Source organism: Brachybacterium sp. SYSU DS0246, from assembly GCF_059391765.1.
Genome location: NZ_JBZXYT010000007.1, coordinates 1 through 16,055, shown reverse-complemented (window position 1 = coordinate 16,055; position 16,055 = coordinate 1). Strand labels below are relative to the sequence as shown.

Annotated in this window: 15 protein-coding genes; 3 read left to right on the top strand and 12 right to left on the bottom strand. The window is 71.0% G+C overall.

Annotation, left to right across the window (positions count from 1 at the left end):
• Nucleotides 1-2 precede the first annotated feature (2 nt).
• The 8 genes from AC5020_RS04850 to AC5020_RS04815 form a co-directional block, all read right to left on the bottom strand.
• Nucleotides 3-1,628: a UDP-N-acetylmuramoyl-L-alanyl-D-glutamate--2,6-diaminopimelate ligase gene (locus tag AC5020_RS04850; RefSeq protein WP_464987437.1), complete on the bottom strand. Its 1,626-nt coding sequence runs from the start codon at nt 1,626-1,628 to the stop codon at nt 3-5.
• Nucleotides 1,625-3,415: a peptidoglycan D,D-transpeptidase FtsI family protein gene (locus AC5020_RS04845; protein ID WP_464987436.1), complete on the bottom strand. Its 1,791-nt coding sequence runs from the start codon at nt 3,413-3,415 to the stop codon at nt 1,625-1,627. Before AC5020_RS04845 ends, AC5020_RS04850 begins: the two co-directional genes overlap by 4 nt.
• A gap of 2 nt (nt 3,416-3,417) precedes the next feature.
• Entirely contained in the window at nt 3,418-3,945 is a 528-nt protein-coding gene (ftsL, locus tag AC5020_RS04840) for a cell division protein FtsL (RefSeq protein WP_377019016.1), read from the bottom strand.
• 1 nt (nt 3,946) lies between these two features.
• Complete coding sequence (gene rsmH / locus AC5020_RS04835; RefSeq protein WP_464987435.1) at nt 3,947-4,942, bottom strand: 16S rRNA (cytosine(1402)-N(4))-methyltransferase RsmH; 996 nt, start codon at nt 4,940-4,942, stop codon at nt 3,947-3,949.
• 215 nt (nt 4,943-5,157) lie between these two features.
• Complete coding sequence (mraZ, locus tag AC5020_RS04830) at nt 5,158-5,589, bottom strand: division/cell wall cluster transcriptional repressor MraZ (RefSeq protein WP_377019014.1); 432 nt, start codon at nt 5,587-5,589, stop codon at nt 5,158-5,160.
• 772 nt (nt 5,590-6,361) lie between these two features.
• A complete protein-coding gene (locus AC5020_RS04825) occupies nt 6,362-6,769 on the bottom strand; it encodes an SCO2097 family morphological protein (RefSeq protein WP_377794387.1) in 408 nt (135 codons plus the stop codon).
• 174 nt (nt 6,770-6,943) lie between these two features.
• Nucleotides 6,944-8,212 (bottom strand): DNA polymerase IV, encoded by a 1,269-nt coding sequence (gene dinB, locus AC5020_RS04820; protein ID WP_464987434.1) that lies wholly within the window; start codon nt 8,210-8,212, stop codon nt 6,944-6,946.
• A gap of 72 nt (nt 8,213-8,284) precedes the next feature.
• Nucleotides 8,285-8,767 (bottom strand): SAV_6107 family HEPN domain-containing protein, encoded by a 483-nt coding sequence (locus tag AC5020_RS04815; protein ID WP_377019011.1) that lies wholly within the window; start codon nt 8,765-8,767, stop codon nt 8,285-8,287.
• 188 nt (nt 8,768-8,955) lie between these two features.
• On the opposite strand from AC5020_RS04815, the gene AC5020_RS04810 reads away from it, so the two are divergent.
• The gene (locus AC5020_RS04810) at nt 8,956-9,840 is read left to right on the top strand and encodes a spermidine synthase (RefSeq protein ID WP_377019010.1); all 885 of its coding nucleotides are present in this window, start codon (nt 8,956-8,958) and stop codon (nt 9,838-9,840) included.
• Nucleotides 9,841-9,916: 76 nt separating this feature from the next.
• On the opposite strand, the gene AC5020_RS04805 is transcribed toward AC5020_RS04810, so the two are convergent.
• On the bottom strand, nt 9,917-10,120 hold the full coding sequence (locus AC5020_RS04805; RefSeq protein ID WP_010551414.1) for a cold-shock protein: 204 nt from the start codon (nt 10,118-10,120) through the stop codon (nt 9,917-9,919).
• A 368-nt stretch (nt 10,121-10,488) separates the two neighbouring features.
• Nucleotides 10,489-11,463 carry a proteasome assembly chaperone family protein gene (locus AC5020_RS04800; protein ID WP_377019009.1) on the bottom strand — a complete coding sequence of 325 codons (975 nt, stop codon included), beginning with the start codon at nt 11,461-11,463 and terminating at the stop codon, nt 10,489-10,491.
• Nucleotides 11,464-11,616: 153 nt separating this feature from the next.
• Between AC5020_RS04800 and AC5020_RS04795 the strand changes: the two genes are divergently transcribed.
• Nucleotides 11,617-13,863 carry a HelD family protein gene (locus AC5020_RS04795; RefSeq protein ID WP_464987433.1) on the top strand — a complete coding sequence of 749 codons (2,247 nt, stop codon included), beginning with the start codon at nt 11,617-11,619 and terminating at the stop codon, nt 13,861-13,863.
• A gap of 201 nt (nt 13,864-14,064) precedes the next feature.
• Here the strand turns inward: AC5020_RS04795 and nrdR are convergent, their stop codons facing one another.
• Nucleotides 14,065-14,553 carry a transcriptional regulator NrdR gene (nrdR, locus tag AC5020_RS04790; RefSeq protein ID WP_377019007.1) on the bottom strand — a complete coding sequence of 163 codons (489 nt, stop codon included), beginning with the start codon at nt 14,551-14,553 and terminating at the stop codon, nt 14,065-14,067.
• A gap of 49 nt (nt 14,554-14,602) precedes the next feature.
• Nucleotides 14,603-14,998: a cell division suppressor protein YneA gene (yneA, locus tag AC5020_RS04785; protein ID WP_377019006.1), complete on the bottom strand. Its 396-nt coding sequence runs from the start codon at nt 14,996-14,998 to the stop codon at nt 14,603-14,605.
• Nucleotides 14,999-15,171: 173 nt separating this feature from the next.
• Between yneA and lexA the strand changes: the two genes are divergently transcribed.
• Nucleotides 15,172-15,873 carry a transcriptional repressor LexA gene (gene lexA / locus AC5020_RS04780; protein ID WP_377019005.1) on the top strand — a complete coding sequence of 234 codons (702 nt, stop codon included), beginning with the start codon at nt 15,172-15,174 and terminating at the stop codon, nt 15,871-15,873.
• Nucleotides 15,874-16,055 lie beyond the last annotated feature (182 nt).

Genomic DNA, 16,055 nt, shown 5'->3' with positions numbered 1-16,055 from the left:
GGTCAGCGTCCTCCGTCGGTGTCGTCGGCGCCCGATCCGCCGCGCGCGGCCAGCGCGTCGCGCAGCCGGAGGCGGTCATCGAACGGATGGACGATACCGCCGATCTGCTGTCCGGCCTCGGCCCCCTTGCCCGCCACGAGGATGGTGTCTGCCACGTCGGCCAGTCGGACGGCGAGATCGATCGCGTCGCCCCGTCCTTCCACGTCGTGGACCTGCGCGTTCGTCCCTGCGGGGATGCCGGAGCGCACGGCGCGGCGGATCTCGGCCGGGTCTTCGGTGCGGGGGTTGTCGTCCGTGATGATCACCACGTCCGCGAGGCGGGCGGCGACCTCGCCCATGACCGGTCGTTTGCTGCGGTCACGGTCCCCGCCCGCTCCCATCACGACCAGCAGCCGTCGGGTGCCCGGGACGGTGCGCAGGGTGCTCAGCGCCTGTTCGAGGGCGTCGGCGGTGTGGGAGTAGTCGACCACGCCGCGCACCGGCTCCAGGGCCACCAGCTCCATCCGACCGGGCACCGTGCCGGCCTCGGCGAGGGCGCGGGTCACGTGGGGGCCGCTGTGCCCGACCGCGGCCAGCAGCAGCTCGGCGGCGAGGGTGTTGGCGACGTAGTGGCGGCCGGGGAGGGCGGCGTGCAGCGTGCGCGTCCCCTCGGGGCCGTGGACGGTGAAGGTGCTGCCGTACTCCTCGGCGCGGATGTCGCTAGCGGTGTGATCCGCCTGCACCCCGGGCAGGGTGGCATAGGTGGTCACGGGCACCTCTGCCTCGCGGGCCAGCCGCCGGCCCCACTCGTCGTCGAAACAGACGATGCCGCGGGCCGAGTGCTCGGGAGTGAACAGGCGTCGCTTGGCGGCGTAGTACTCCTCCATCGAGCCGTGGAAGTCCAGGTGGTCCTGGCTGAGGTTGGTGAAGCAGGCGATGTCGAAGACCAGACCGTCGGCCCGGTGGAGGACCAGGGCGTGACTGGAGACCTCCATGGAGGCGACCTCCACGCGGTCCTCGCGCATGCGGGCGAGGATGCCGTGCAGTTCGGGGGCCTCAGGCGTGGTGCGCACGGTGGAGACGGCATGCTCGGTCCCGTCGGCGGAGCGGTAGGTGGTGCCGCTGGTGCCGATCACGCCGGCGGGCACGCCGAGGGCGTCCAGCGCGCGGGTCACGACCGTGGTCACCGACGTCTTGCCGTTGGTGCCGGTCACGCCGACGGTGCGAAGGTGGTCGGCAGGCCTGCCCTGGACCAGCGCCGCGGCGACGGCGGTGGCCCGCCGGGGGTCCTCGACCACGAGCACAGGCAGACCGGCGCGGCGGCAGCGCTCCTCGCCGGTGGGGTCCGTCAGCGCCATGACCGCCCCCAGCTCGCGAGCCTGGACGGCGAAGTCGGCGCCGTGGGCGGCGGCTCCCGGCAGCGCGCACCACAGGTCCCCGGGCAGGACGCTGCGGGAGTCGAGGGTGACCCCGGTCAGGGGCAGATCCTCGACGGGCGCAGGGGCTCCCAGTGCGCGCGCGACGGCACCTGCGCCCGCGCCTGCGGGCCGGCGGGGCCGAGCGGGGTCGATGATCGGTTCCGCGTCGCGGGATCCGTCGGCCGCAGAGTCCGCGGGAGGCTGAGGAGCAGGGGGCACGGCGTCGCTCACCACTCGTTCTCCAGCTCGCGGCCCGGCTGACCGGTGGGCGGGATGCCCTGGTTCTGCAGGGCGAAGGTGGTCAGCTCGGAGAAGGCGGGGGAGGCGGACTTGGTCCCGGAGATGAAGCTGTCCAGACCGAAGAGGAACACGCCGACCACGAGGTCGGGGTCGTCGGCCGGGGCGAAACCGATGAAGGAGGCGGTGTAGGTGTCCTTCCCGGTCTGCGCGGTCCCGGACTTCCCGGCGGTGGCATAGCCCGTCACGCTGGCTGCGGAGCCCTCCTCGACGTTGTTGTCCATGAGGGCGCGCATCGTCGCAGCCGTCTCGCTGGAGACCACGCGGGTGCTCTCGGCCTGGTGAGCCGGCTCGATGCTGCCATCCTCCTGACGGGTGCCGTCGATGAGCGAGGGCTGGACCCGCACGCCGTCGTTGGCGAAGGTGCCGACGGCGGAGACCATCTGCAGGGCATTGACGCTGTACCCCTGTCCGAACGATGTCGTATAGCGGGTGCGCCCGTTCCACTCATCGGCCGGGCGGAGTATGCCGGCGGACTCGCCCGGCAGCTCCACCCCGGTCGGCTCGCCGAGGCCGAAGGCGCGCAGGTAGTCGTAGCGAGTGTCCGGGGAGAGGGTCTCGGCGACCTGGACGGTGCCGACGTTGGAGCTGTGCTTGAGCACGCCCGCGAGGGTGAGCCGCTGGTGCTCGTGGTAGTGGGAGTCCTTGATCCGGTGCCCGTCGAAGTACTTCTCGTAGGGAATCTCGTACTGCGACTCCGGCGTCACCTTTCCCTCCTCCAGGGCGGCGGACATCGTGAACAGCTTCCCCGTCGAGCCCGGCTCGAACACGCTGGAGATCGACCGGTTGCCGCGGTTCTTCTCCTCGGCGGCACCGGGGTCGTTGGGGTCGAAGGTGGGGTGCTCGGCCAGGGCCAGCACCTGACCGGTCTTGGCGTTCAGCACGACCGCGCTGCCGCCGGTGGCGCCCCACTGATCCACGGCTCCGGCGACGATCTGCTGCGCCTTCCACTGCAGGTCGCGATCGATGGTGAGCACCACATCACTGCCGTCGACGGCAGGGGCGGTCTCCTGCTTCCCGGTCGGGATGATCTGACCGCCGGCCCCGCGCTCGTAGGTGGTCTTTCCGTCGGTGCCGCTGAGTGCCTCGTCGAACGACAGCTCGGTGCCGGCCAGCGCGGTGCCGTCGGATCCGACGAAGCCGAGGATGTTGCCGCCGACGGACCCGGCGGGATAGATGCGGTCGGCGACGCGGTCGGCGCCGATGCCGTTGATCCGCAGTGAGATCACCGCGTCGCGCACCTTGGGGTCGACGTTCTTCTGCAGGTACTTGAAGCCGCTGTCGCCGGTGAGGGCCTTCTCGGTGTCGGCGACGGACATGTCGAGCACGGGCGCCAGCTCCTGGGCGGCGGCCTCGACGCCGGAGGCCTCCCCGTCCTCGGCGATCTGCTTGTAGTCGTCGACCTGCCGCTGGTTGACCCACAGGTCGTAGCGCTCGACGGAGCTGGCCATCGTGGTGCCGTCACGGTCGAGGATGTCCCCGCGCAGAGCCGGGATGGTGCGCTCGACGGTGCGCTGCTCGATCGCCTCCTGCGCCCGCGCGCTCGCGTCCAGGCCCTGGACCCAGATCAACCGTCCGGACAGTGCCATGACGGCGACCATGATCATGCAGATCAGCAACCGGTGACGAACGGCCGGGGCGCCGACCCGGGCCTGGGGGAAGCGCGCCCCGCCCGCGGGCCGGCGGGCCCGGGTGGTGCGCGAGCTGCGGGACCGCGCCATGGTCAGTCTCCCTCGTTGCCCTCGTTGCCCATGCCGTGGTAGCTCTCGGGCTCGTCGTAGATCTCTGCCTGCGGGACGGCGGCCTCCGCAGGCACCTCCTTGAGTTCCGGATTGCCCTCAGTCTGCTCCGACGGGGACGTCTCACCGATGACCTCGCCCGTGTCGAGGTCGATGTATGCCGGATCGCTGACCGGGACCATGCCGATCTCGCGGGCCTGGCGCTCGAGCTCCTGCGGCGTGCCGAGCCGTTCATTGGTCTCCGCGAGCGCCTGGCGCTCCTCGGTCAGCCGCTGGGATTGGCTCTGCAGCCGGGTGATCTCGTAGCTGGTGCCGGACATCTGGATGTTCATGTACAGCAGTGCCGCGAGCGTGGCCGCGACGATCAGGGTGCACAGGAGGGTGAACGGCATCGAACTGCCGGCGGCCTTCGGGGCGGCGACGACGGTCAGTCGCGGCTTCGGGGCGGCGCTCGTCCCGGGCTTGCGGACCGGGCGGACGGCGGGGGCGTGAACGGCTGACGTCGTGGCCATCTCAGTGTGCTCCCTCGGCGGATCGGGTACGGGTCAGTGCGCGGAGCCGGACGGATCCGGCGCGGGCGTTGGATACGCGCTCGATCTCGTCGGCCTGGAGGGCCCCGCGCACGAGCGGGGTGAAGGTGGGCCGGTGCTCCTCGAGCTCGACCGGCAGTCCGGGGGGTGCCGAGGACCGGGTCCGTCGCGCGAAGGCGGTCTTGACCAGGCGGTCCTCGCCCGAGTGGTAGGACTCCACGACGATGCGGCCGCCCACGTGCAGGCAGTCCAGGGCGGAGTCGATCGCGGAGGCGAGGATCTCGAGCTCCTGGTTCACGGCGATCCGCAGCGCCTGGAAGGTGCGCTTGGCCGGGTGCCCTCCGCTGGCCTTGGAGGCGGCGGGGACCGCGCGGTCCAGCAGCTCGACCAGCTCGCCGCTGCGGGTCAGCGGAGCCTCCTGGCGGCGCTCGACGATGCGGCGGGCGATACGGCGGGCGAAGCGCTCGTCCCCGAGGTCGTGGAGGATGCGGGAGATCTCGGCCTCGGGGAGCTCGCGCAGGAGATCAGCGGCGGTGGGGCCGTCCGATGAGGTGTCCATCCGCATGTCCAGCGGCGCGTCGGCCGCGTAGGAGAAGCCTCGCTCGGCGGTGTCGATCTGGAAGCTGGACAGGCCCAGGTCCATCATCACGCCGTGGGCGCCGGGCAGCCCGAGCTCCTCCAGGACGTCGGGGATCTCGTCGTAGGTGGCGTGGACGAGGGTGGCCCGCTCCCCCAGCCCCTCCTGCTCCAGCCGACGGCGGGCGAGTTCGAGCGCCTGCGGATCGCGGTCGATCCCGACGAGCCGGGCCTGGGGAGCGGCGTGGAGGACGGCGGCGGCGTGGCCGCCCATCCCGAGGGTGGCGTCGACGTGGACGGCTCCGGGCTCCTGGAGGGCGGGGGCGAGGAGCTCGACCGAGGTCTCGAGCAGCACGGGGACGTGCCGGTCCTCCGCGGGCAGGTCGCGCTGCGTCTCGTCCATGTCACCCCTCCCCTGGGTCCGGTGTGTGCTGTCGGTGTTCCGTGTTCTGGATGCCGTGGTCCGGGAGCGGATCGCTCCGTCCCGGTCGGCCCCGGGTTCCTGGTCGCGGTGCCGTCCTGTCAGATTCCTCGTCGTTCCCGACCCGCTGCCGGGGAAGTTGCATCGGGGCGGGAACGACGAGAGGTCTCACAGGACGGATGTCCCTCGGGCGGAACTCAGAACAGGCCGGGGACCACCTCTTCGGAGGTCTCGGCGAAGCCTTCTTCCTTCTGCTCGAGGTAGCGCTCCCAGGCCGGGAGCGACCAGATCTCGAGCCGGTCGAGTGCACCGATGACGGCGCACTCCCGGTCCAGGTCCGCGTAACCGCGCAGATGTCCCGGGATGGTGATCCGGCCCTGCTTGTCCGGGATGACGTCCTCCGCGCCGGACAGCAGCACACGCAGGTAGTCGCGCGTGCGGCGATCGGTGGTGGGCGCCCGACGGGCCTCCTCGAGCTTCTGGCGGAACTCGGCGAGCGGGTACACGGCGATGCAGTGCTCCTGCCCACGAGTCATGACCAGTCCCGAGGCGAGCTCGTCGCGGAACTTGGCCGGGAAGATCAGGCGTCCCTTCTCGTCGAGCTTGGGCGTGAAGGTGCCGAGGAACATCTCGACCCCCCTTCACTCACCGTGACTCGTGCGATCCGAAACCCATCTCCTCCCAACGCGCTCCACTTTACCCCACTAGTCCCCACATACCGCTACCCCTGCCCCCAGAACGACGGCACTTCGTCACATCACCCCAGGTCAGCGACGTGGTGCAAGGTGGGGGGAAATCTCCGCGCGGCGCGTTGGCGAGGCCGCCACAGTGCCCGGCGGGACCGGGCGCCGTCGGCACGCCCGAGCCTCGCGTTCACCAAAGTCGCAGGCCACAGCGCCGCGGCCGGCGCGAAGAGGAACGCGGGGATGGCGGTGGAGCGAGAGGGAGGGCCCCGGTGGAGGGATGTGGGGAATCCGGGGGAAACACCTGGGCGTGGCGTGGAGGGAGCACCCGCCGGGCATGACGATGCCCCGGCTCGAGGGAGCCGGGGCATCGGTGGAGCAGGGTGTGCGTCGTCGGGCCCAGTGCGTCGGGAACCGCTGCCAGGGTCCAGTCGGCACGCTGCGCGGGCCCTCCGACCGGCGTGCTGCGCGGGCGATTCCGACCGGCGTGCTGCGCGGGCGTTTCCGGCTGGACGGTACTGACACGCACAGGCGCGGCGATATGCGCCGCGCCTGGTCGCTGGAGTACCGCCGGGCAGGATCCGGCCGGGGCAGCAGCTAACTTCTGCGGGCAGGATCCGGACGCGGGCAACTGCTAGCCCGTACCGGAAGGATCCGGCAGGCGGCGGCTAGCCCCGGCAGGAGGGATCGAGCCCCGGGAGTCCGCGGGCGGAAAGGATCACAGTCGGGGGTCGTCCCCGGACCGCTTCTCCCAGCGCTCCTCCAGCTTCCGCATGAAGGTGCCACCGTTGTCGCCGCGCGGGGCTCCGGGCCCGGATCCGCCGTTGCCTCCGTTGCCCGAGGAACCGTCATCCTGCGTGGACGACCCGGGAGCGGTGACCGCGTAGATCGCGCCGGCGAGCATCCCCAGGAAGGCGATCACTCCGAGCCAGACGGCGGGCAGAGCCACGGCCAGGACCAGGACTCCGAGGCCGACGACCACCCCTCCGAGCCCGATGGCGATCCGGCGCCCGTTGCGACGCGGGTTCTTGGCCGGCGTGAAAGCGCGCGCGAGGCGCGGATCGTCGGCGTAGAGCTGACGTTCCATCTCGTCGAGCATCTTCTGCTCGTGTTCAGACAGCGGCATGGTCCCGCTCCTTGTCCCCGTCCTTTCGCGCCTGGTCGGCGCCCCGGCCGCCGATCGTGGAGGGGCCCTGCTGGACCACTGCCCTCGTCGGCGGTTCACCCAGTTTAGAGCCCCTTCCTGAGTAATGGGAACACTCGCGCTCGAGCAGCGCGACACCGGCGCCGCCGCCTGCGCTCAGGGGTGCGCCGAACCCTGGTCCGGCCCGGTCTGCTGCGACCCGTCGGGCGGCGGGCCCAGCGTGGAGCCCCTGCTGAGACTCGAGGACCCGAATCGGTCCAGAGTGCGGTCCATAGCCGCCTCGAGGTCGTGCCAGCCTGCGGACCGCGCGGTCAGCTCATGCTGGATGGGAGCACCGGAGGCCGGCTCCAGATGGGTGGCCCGCACCCCGGCCAGACGGACCCTGCGCAGCCGGTGCCGCTCGCGATCCCAGACGGCGACGACCTGTTCTCGCAGTCTCTCTCCGCTGGCCGTCGGATGCTCCAGGCTCGAGGATCGCGTGATCGTGGTCCCGTCGGGACTGCGGAGCTTGAGCACCACGGTCCGCGCCACGAACCCGGAACGGCGCAGCTGCCGGGCGACGTCATCGGCCATCACGGTGATCCGCCGGCGCACTTCTCCTGGATCGGTGAGGTCCTCGTCCCAGGTGCGCTCGGTGCCCAGCGACTTATCACGCACCCGTTGCCCGAGCCCGGTGCGATCGCTGCCGTCGGCCAGCCTGGCCACCTCCGCGGCCCGCGGGCCGAGCGCCCGGGTCAGCGTCGTCAGCGGGATCTCGCGGACCTGACCGACGGTGTGCACCCCGATCCGCTCCAGGGACTCCACGGCCTTCGGGCCGATGCCCGAGATCACCGAGACCGGCAGCGGCGCCAGGAACTCGGCGGTCTGCGCCGCGGGCACGATGAGCATGCCGTCGGGCTTGGCCTGTGCCGACGCGATCTTGGCGACAGGACGCGAGACCGAACCGCCCACGGAGCTGGGCAGCCCGAGCTCGTCGCGGATCTTCCCCCTCAGCAGAGCAGCGATGTCCTCGGGCTCCCCGAAGAGCCGGCGCGCGCCGCGGACGTCGAGGAAGGCCTCATCGATGCTGATCTGCTCGACCTGGGCGACCACGGACGCCAACAGCTCCATGACGCGCGCCGACGTCTCGCGGTAGCGATCGATACGGGGCGGGATGATCACAAGATCCGGAGCCAGGCGCCGCGCCGTGGACATCGCCATGGCCGAGCGGATACCGCGGCGGCGGGCGGGGTAGCTCGCGGCCGCCACCACTCCGCGGGCGCCCGATCCCCCGACCACGACGGGAAGGCCGCGCAGGCCGGGATCGTCACGGACCTCGACGGAGGCGAAGAAGGCGTCCATGTCCAGGTGCAGGATGCCGGGGATCTCCTCCGGGGCGGCCCCGGCGGCCGCACCCGCCTCGCGTCCACCGCGTGCACTGTCCATCGGCACCTCCTTCGTGCCGGAACTCTACTCGGGACCTCCGTGCCGGGACCCGCCTGGCGGTCGGCGATCGGATCAGCCGGCCAGTGCCGTCATGTGCGCGGGCAGGTCGGCGAGGACGCGCTCGGAGATCTCCTCCAGGTGCTCCCCGGTCTGCTCGAGATGCTGGCGAAGCAGCTGAGGGTCGGGCATCGCCGTCGGATCACGGTCCAGACGGACCCGTTCGGCGACCAGAGGTGTCAGGCGGCTCGCGCGCTCCGCGTCCGGGCCGCCGAGGCGTTCCAGCGCGGTCCACACATTCAGGGGGAGCTTCCGGCGGCGGTCGCGATTGGCGCGGGCGACCAGCACGCCCGCCCCACGCAGCGCTGCGCGGTGGACCAGTTCGAACGCTTCGCGGGGATCGTCGGCGGCCGCGGCACTCCCCTGCCGAAGGAGATCGCGGGCGCGTTCGAGATCTGCCTGGTCCTGGTCCAGGTGCGCGAGACGCAGTCGCAGGCTGCGGGAGCCGGCCGAGAGCGTGGAGGCGTCTCCTCGCCGGCGGGACTGCGTGGTGCTCATCGGTGCTCCTCTCCTGGTCCACGTCGAGCCGACCGTGCGATCCGCGTGATCGCTGTGGCTGCGTCGTACCGTGAACGCTAGAGGCGGGCTCCGACGGATGAGCCGCGCGGCTGTTTCGAGTGGAGGACGGAGCATTGGGGAGGAACGGTCGCCGCGCGCCGGGACCCGAGGTCTCCTACAGTGGGTCGATGCCCCGTCGCCAGCGTGTGCGTCACGCCCCCTTCGAGCACCTCGGTCCGCTCGACACCGCCATCCCCGTCTCCACGGGTACCGCCCGGCTCACCCTGGAGAACGACGGCTCCGTGCTGCTGGACGTCAACGGGGTGCCCTCGTCGCAGCTGAACCCCGATCCCGAGCATCTGGTATTCGAGTACATGCGCTGGATGCTGCTCGTCCTCGACGAGGGATTCGGCGGGCCGGCCGGGTACGAGGCCGAGGGTGACGTCGCCGCTGGGGCACTGCAGGTCGCCCACCTGGGCGGAGGCGGCTGCTCGCTGCCGCGGGCCATCGCCTCCCGGTACCCCCGTTCCCGGCAGATCGTCGTGGAGATCGACGAGCTGCTGGCGAAGCAGGTGCGCACCTGGTTCGACCTGCCGCGCTCGCCGCAGCTGCGCCTGCGCATCGACGACGCGCTGACGGCGTTGGAATCGTGGCGCGATGACCGCTTCGATGTGCTGGTCCGGGATGTGTTCTCCGGCCCGGTCACTCCCGAACCGCTGATAAGCATCCACGCCGCGGAGCACGCGGCGCGGGTGCTCCGCGGCGGAGGGATCTATCTCGCCAACTGTGCGGCACCGCCCGGGACCGGGCTGCTCGCCGACGAGATCGCGACCCTCTCGGCCGTGTTCGGGTACGTGGGCGCCATCGCCGAGCCCGCGCACCTGACCGGCAAGCGCCGGGGCAACTGCGTCCTGGTGGCCTCGGATCAGCCGCTGCCGGAGGGCATCGATCGTGCGCTGCGGTCGGATGCGGTCTCGGTACGGCTGGCACCGGCGTCCCAGGTCGCCGCCCTGGCTCGAGCAGGAAAGATCCTGGGCCAGGATCAGGGGCGGGCCGGTGCTCCATCCCGGTGACCGCCCGGACGACGACGGGCCGGGCAGGAGCGCGATGCTCCTGCCCGGCCCGTGAGATTCGGGGAGTTGCCGTGGATCAGAGGGGGCGAACCTGCTCGGCCTGCGGCCCCTTGTCGCCCTGGCTGACCTCGAACTCCACGCGCTGACCCTCGTCGAGGGCGCGGTAGCCGTCCATGTCGATCTTGCTGTGGTGCACGAAGACGTCTGCGCCGCCTCCGTCGATCTCGATGAATCCGTAGCCCTTTTCGGCGTTGAACCACTTGACCGAGCCCTGTGCCATACCTGTCACCTTCTGTGTCGTCCATCAACGATCGCAATGCGCGATCGCGGTGCCGCGTGAAGCCGTCCCCCGCCGAGGCGGGTGGCGTCAGGTGCATGCCGTACTGCTGTGCCGAGGCACCGTCGACGGACTTTCCTGCTGGACCTGCATCACCGCAACACCACCATTCTGTCACGGCCGTGGCCCCGTTCACACGGAGTTCCGCGACGCACGGTCACGAAGGCGTAACGAACTCCGCAGTGCCGACCGGACGCACTGAGCGGTCCCTGGCACCGGAGCCGACGCGGGAGAGAGCGCCTGAGGGGCGACTTCGGCCTCACGGTGCGGGCAGGCGGCACCCGGGCCGCACGGACCCGAAGACCCGGTCCTCACAGCCGGGGCGGATCCTCGGGGCCGTCGTCGTGATCGGCCAGGAAGCGCTCGAAGTGCTCCCCGATCTCCTCGGCCGTCGGCAGGTCCATCGTGGTCCCGATCGGCGTGGAATCGCCGTCCTCACCGGTGGAGTCGTACTGCTCCTCCAGGGCGGTGACGATCTGGCGCACCTCGCTGTTCTGCGCGAGGGTCTCCTGCAGGGCGACGGTCGCCGCGTCCGTGAGATCTCCCAGGTGGACCAGGGGCAGGTCGAGTCCGGCCGCGCCGCTGACCCGCCTCAGCAGCGCGAGGGCTCCGGCCGGGAAATCGGTCCTGGTGAGGTAATGCGGGATCTGCGCCGCGTATCCCATCGCCGGGTGGTCCGCACTGCCGAGCCGGTTCTCCAGCAGAGCGCCGAACGCCGCCGGCACGACGATCTCCGAGGACTCCCCGTCCTCGTCGCCCATGCTCGTGCCGGGGGCGGGCGTGCCCTGGGCCTGGGGCCGCCCCAGCAGGGAGGGATCGTTGGCGTGCGCGAACAGACCGATCGGACGGGTGTGCGGGACGGCCATGGGAACCGCCTGCATCCCGACCACGCGTTCGACCTCGAAGAACTCGACCAGATCGATCAGCGCCTCGGCGAGCCGGCGCCACTGGAGGTCCGGCTCCGGCCCGTCGAGGAAGAGGAAGGGACGGTCCGCCTCGTCGTACATCAGCGACAGAGTCAGATCCGGGACGTCGACGCTCGTGTACGACGTCCCGTCGAAGACCGCCTGCGGACGGGAGCCGCGATAGTCCAGCAGCTCGTCCATGTCGAACGAGACGAGCCGCAGATGCCGCAGCTCATCACGCAGGTACGTGGAGGCGATCTTGCAGGCATTGCCCGCATCGACCAGACCCGGCAGGGCATGGACCAGAGTCAGACCGGTACGGGGCACTGCCGCCAGCACATCGGCGGACTCGAACCGGTACAGGTCACGCGGGTCACGCATCGGCGTCTCCTCCCTCGCGGCCGGCTGGATGTCACGTACCGGATGGCACGCACACCCAGACCCGTCCACCATAATGGACCACCGTGCTTCGCCGACCCCGGGTCCGCCCGGCGCGGCGGGGCGTGAGGATCAACCGTCAGGGGGAACAGGTCCGTGGACGACGCTGAAGGACAGATCGCTCGGGAGATCGCGCGTGAACAGGCCTACGCCGATCGGCTCTACGAGCGACTGGATGAACTGATCGGCCAGGTCGAGGGCAATCTCGACCAGATCCAAGCCTCGCAGCACGCATCGACGCACCAGAATCGGTCCGAGCGCGACTCGTTCATGGCGCTGTACGAGGATCGGCTCGCCCTGCTGCGCTCGGTCGCCCGCAGCGTCGTGTTCGGCCGCCTCGACACCGAGGACGAGGCCCGCCGCTACATCGGCCGGATCGGCCTGTTCACCCCGGACCGCGAGCAGCTCCTGGTGGACTGGCGCGCACCTGCGGCGGCCGCCTTCTACCAGGCCACCAGCACCGACCGTCAGGGAGTGCGCCTGCGCCGGCACCTGATCAGCCGCGGCCGGACCGTCGTCGGTCTCGAGGACGACGTGCTGGACCAGTCGGTCCTGGACAACGAGGATCACGACGTGGTGCTCCAGGGCGAGGGAGCTCTGCTCGCAGCCGTCTCGGGCCAGCGCACGGGGCGCATGGGGGACATCGTCGCCACCATCCAGTCCGAGCAGGACCGCATCATCCGCTCCGAGAACCGTGGTGTCCTCGTCGTCCAGGGCGGGCCGGGCACGGGCAAGACCGCGGTAGCCCTGCACCGCGCCGCCTACCTGCTGTACACCCACCGTCGCCGCCTCGAGCATTCCGGCGTGCTGATCATGGCCCCCACCCCGGGGTTCCTGCGCTACATCGAGCGCGTGCTGCCGAGCCTCGGAGAATCCGGCGTGGTCATGCTGACCCCCGGCGAGCTCTTCCCCGGCATCGAGACGTTCGTCCATGACACCGATGACGTCGCTCGCCTCAAGGGCGACGTCGCCATGGCCGAGCTGATCGCCCGTGCCGTCAAGCAGCGCCAGGTGGTCCCGGCGTCCGACATCACGCTGCGCATCGACGGCACGCCGCTCACGCTCACCCGGGATGCGATCCGGTCCGCCCGCCGCGAGGCACGTGCCACCCACAAGCCCCACAACGCCGCCCGCGCCGTGTTCGTGCGAGCCGCCATGGACCGCCTCGTCGAGAGCTACGAGAAGGCTCTCAAGGCCCGCGGACACACCGTCGTCCCGGAGGACCGACCGGATCTGCTCTCGGACCTGCGGCATGACCCCGAGATCAAGCGACAGCTGAATCTCGCCTGGCTCCCCTACACCCCGCAGGGTTTCCTGCGGATCCTGTTCTCCCGGCCCGACCGGCTGCGGGCCGCAGCTCCGCGGTCGCTGGCCGACCGGGTCGACGTGCTGGTGCGCCCCAAGGACTCCCCGTGGACCGTCGAGGACATCCCGCTGCTCGACGAGGTCGCCGAACTCCTCGGGGAGGATGCCGCGCCGGCGGAGGCACGTGCCCGCGAGGCCGCCGGCCGGCGCGAGGCCGACGTCGACTACGCCCGCAAGGTGATCGAGAACATCGACACCTCCGGCATCGTGCGCGCCGAGGACCTCGCCGACCAGGTCAGTCAGCTGCGGGACGGCCGCACGCTCGCCGAGCGGGCGTCCTCCGAGCGCAGCTGGACCTACGGACACGTGGTGGTGGATGAAGCGCAGGAGCACTCCCCGATGAGCTGGCGCGCGCTGATGCGACGGGCCCCCACCAAGTCGTTCACCGTGGTCGGCGACGTCGCCCAGACCTCCTCGGCCGGCGGCACGGCGTCGTGGCCCGATGCGCTCGGCCCCTACGTGCAGGATCGGCTCCAGGTGGAGCGCCTGACTGTGAACTACCGCACTCCGAGCCGGATCATGGATCGAGCGGTCGCGATGGCGACGGCTCACGACCTGCCGGTGACGACGGTCAGCTCGGTGCGCGAGGGCGATCGGGACCCCCTCATCGAGCGCGCGGCGGAGCCGGAGCTGGCACAGCGGGCCGGGGATGCGGTCGCCGCCGCGCACGCCGACGGGATCGGACGGCTGGCCGTCATCACGGCCGAGGGGCGGACGGCTGCCATGCTGAAGGATCTGAGTTCGCGCCCGGACCTGCCCAGCGTGGGCGGCGGGTCTGCGGGTGTCGACGACGAGGTCGCCGTGATGACCGCTCAGGAGGCCAAGGGCCTGGAGTTCGACGGCGTGATCATCGTCGAGCCGGCCGAGCTGGTCGAGGACCACGGCGCCGGGGGTCTCTACGTCGCGATGACGCGGACCACGCAGCATCTCGGCATCGTCCACGCCCGGGATCTGCCGCCCGGCATCGAGCCGGCCTGAGAGAGGGATCGGCGGCCGTGGCTTCCCCTCCACGACCGCCGATCAGGTGTGCACTGCGTGAGTGCACGAGGGATATCCTATGCACAGCCGGCCGTGGTCCTGAACCACGTCCACATAATCCGTCGATCCGAGGGCTCCCGGAGAGGCGTCGGATCGGGCTCGAGCCGACACTCGCGCCGGTCGGTCCGCACCTGCCGCGGGTCAGTCCGAGCTTGCCGGGCTCGCTGCGCCCCGGGCCGTGCCGCCGCCCTCGGCCCGCAACCGGGCGATCGCCGCATCGAAGTCGTCGAGCGAGTCGAAGTCCTGGTAGACGCTCGCGAACCGGAGGTAGGCCACCAGGTCGAGTTCCTGGAGAGGCTGCAGGATCGACAGACCCACCTGGTGAGCCTCGACCTCTGCCTGGCCGCTGGCGCGGATGTCCTCCTCGACCCGCTGGGCGAGCATCGCCAGCTCGTCATCGGAGACCGGCCGGCCCTGGCAGGCTTTGCGGACGCCTGAGATCACCTTCGCGCGGCTGAACGGCTCGCTCACACCGGAGCGCTTCTGCACCGACAGCGATGCGGTCTCCGAGGTGGAGAAGCGCCGGGAGCAGTTCGGGCACTGTCGTCGGCGCCGGATGGTCGCGCCATCGTCCGACGTGCGGGAGTCCACGACCCGGGAATCGGGATGGCGGCAGAACGGGCAGTGCATCCACTCAGGATACCGCCGCGTCCCGGACGTCGGGCCGGCACCCGGAGTGTCAGTGGGCCGCGCCCTCGGCGGCCGGCAGCTCGATCTGCTGGCCGGCGGTGATGCGCCCGGTGGGCAGATGGTTGAGGTTGCGCGCCTCGGTCACGAACTCGTGCGGGCTCATCCCCTCCGGAGCGTACTGCTCGGCGTACCCCCACAAGGTGTCCCCGGCCTCGACGGTCACCGTGACCTGCTGCTCGTCCTCGGAGTCGGCGAGCGCGAACGGGACGTCGAAGGCGAGCAGCGCAGCGGCGGCCACCAGCAGGCCGAGCACGAAGGCGATCATCATCAGCACGAGGCGCCCGCGGCGACTGACCTCGAGTCGAACGTTCGCTCGACCGGCGCCCTCGCCCGGCTCGGTGCGGCGCTGCGGGAAGGGGAGAACAGCGGCTGTTTCCGTACGCATGTCCGAACTCCTGTTCGATCGAATGTGTGTGCGACTGTAGCCCCATCGCCGCGCGACACGCAAGGGAAACCTCGAACAGGTGTTTGGCATCCGGTGCGTGCCGCCCTACGCTGGGTGACAGGACAACGGAACCGCGAGGGTCCGACAGACGAAGCCAGGAGGCCTGCCCGATGATGTCGAGCATCCCCACCCCCAGTCAGCCGACCAGGGCACGGGGCGACGCGCCGGCCGACGCCGCGACCGCCGGGCTCACCCGGCGTCAGCGCCTGGTGCTGGAGACCATCAATGCCGCGATCGCCGCACGCGGGTACCCGCCGAGCATGCGGGAGATCGGTGACGCGGTCGGCCTGACCTCATCCTCGTCGGTCTCCCATCAGCTGCAGGCCCTCGAGCGCAAGGGGTTCCTGCGCCGCGACCCCAAGCGTCCGCGCGCGATGGAGGTGTTCCTGCCCGAGGACGATGGGGCCCCCGAGCCGCCGCCGGTTCCGGAGGTCTCCGCGAACTCCGTCTCGGTCCCACTGGTCGGCCGGATCGCCGCCGGCGTCCCCATCACCGCCGAGGAGCAGATCGAGGACGTCTTCACCCTGCCCTCGCGCCTGGTGGGCGATGGGGACCTCTTCCTGCTGCAGGTCGTAGGCGACTCGATGATCGATGCCGCCATCTGCGACGGGGACTGGGTGGTCGTGCGCAGCCAGCAGGAGGCGCAGAAGGGCGAGATCGTCGCGGCGATGATCGACGGCGAGGCCACCGTCAAGACGTTCGCCCGCCGTGACGACCACGTCTGGTTGATGCCGCACAATCCGTCCTTCGCCCCGATCCTCGGGGACCACGCCGAGATCCTGGGCAAGGTCGTGGCGGTGCTTCGCGCCGTCTGATGCCGCTCAGGACGTGCTCCGCCCGTGGCGCCGCGTCGAGGCCCGTCCCCTGCTCTGCCGCTCAGACGCTATGAGGGTGGCGGGGTTGAGAGGTCTTGTGGCCCAGGGCCCCGCTATGAAGACTCGTGGATCACCCTGGTCGATGGGCGGCCGGGGTGCGCACATTCGTAGGAGGCCCTGGT

Coding starts and splice junctions, on each gene's coding strand:
- AC5020_RS04845 (WP_464987436.1), bottom strand. CDS start 3,415: ATGGCGCGGTCCCGCAGCTCGCGCACCACCCGGGCCCGCCGGCCCGCG.
- ftsL (WP_377019016.1), bottom strand. CDS start 3,945: ATGGCCACGACGTCAGCCGTTCACGCCCCCGCCGTCCGCCCGGTCCGC.
- rsmH (WP_464987435.1), bottom strand. CDS start 4,942: ATGGACGAGACGCAGCGCGACCTGCCCGCGGAGGACCGGCACGTCCCC.
- mraZ (WP_377019014.1), bottom strand. CDS start 5,589: ATGTTCCTCGGCACCTTCACGCCCAAGCTCGACGAGAAGGGACGCCTG.
- AC5020_RS04825 (WP_377794387.1), bottom strand. CDS start 6,769: ATGCCGCTGTCTGAACACGAGCAGAAGATGCTCGACGAGATGGAACGT.
- dinB (WP_464987434.1), bottom strand. CDS start 8,212: ATGGACAGTGCACGCGGTGGACGCGAGGCGGGTGCGGCCGCCGGGGCC.
- AC5020_RS04815 (WP_377019011.1), bottom strand. CDS start 8,767: ATGAGCACCACGCAGTCCCGCCGGCGAGGAGACGCCTCCACGCTCTCG.
- AC5020_RS04810 (WP_377019010.1), top strand. CDS start 8,956: ATGCCCCGTCGCCAGCGTGTGCGTCACGCCCCCTTCGAGCACCTCGGT.
- AC5020_RS04805 (WP_010551414.1), bottom strand. CDS start 10,120: ATGGCACAGGGCTCGGTCAAGTGGTTCAACGCCGAAAAGGGCTACGGA.
- AC5020_RS04800 (WP_377019009.1), bottom strand. CDS start 11,463: ATGCGTGACCCGCGTGACCTGTACCGGTTCGAGTCCGCCGATGTGCTG.
- nrdR (WP_377019007.1), bottom strand. CDS start 14,553: ATGCACTGCCCGTTCTGCCGCCATCCCGATTCCCGGGTCGTGGACTCC.
- yneA (WP_377019006.1), bottom strand. CDS start 14,998: ATGCGTACGGAAACAGCCGCTGTTCTCCCCTTCCCGCAGCGCCGCACC.
- lexA (WP_377019005.1), top strand. CDS start 15,172: ATGTCGAGCATCCCCACCCCCAGTCAGCCGACCAGGGCACGGGGCGAC.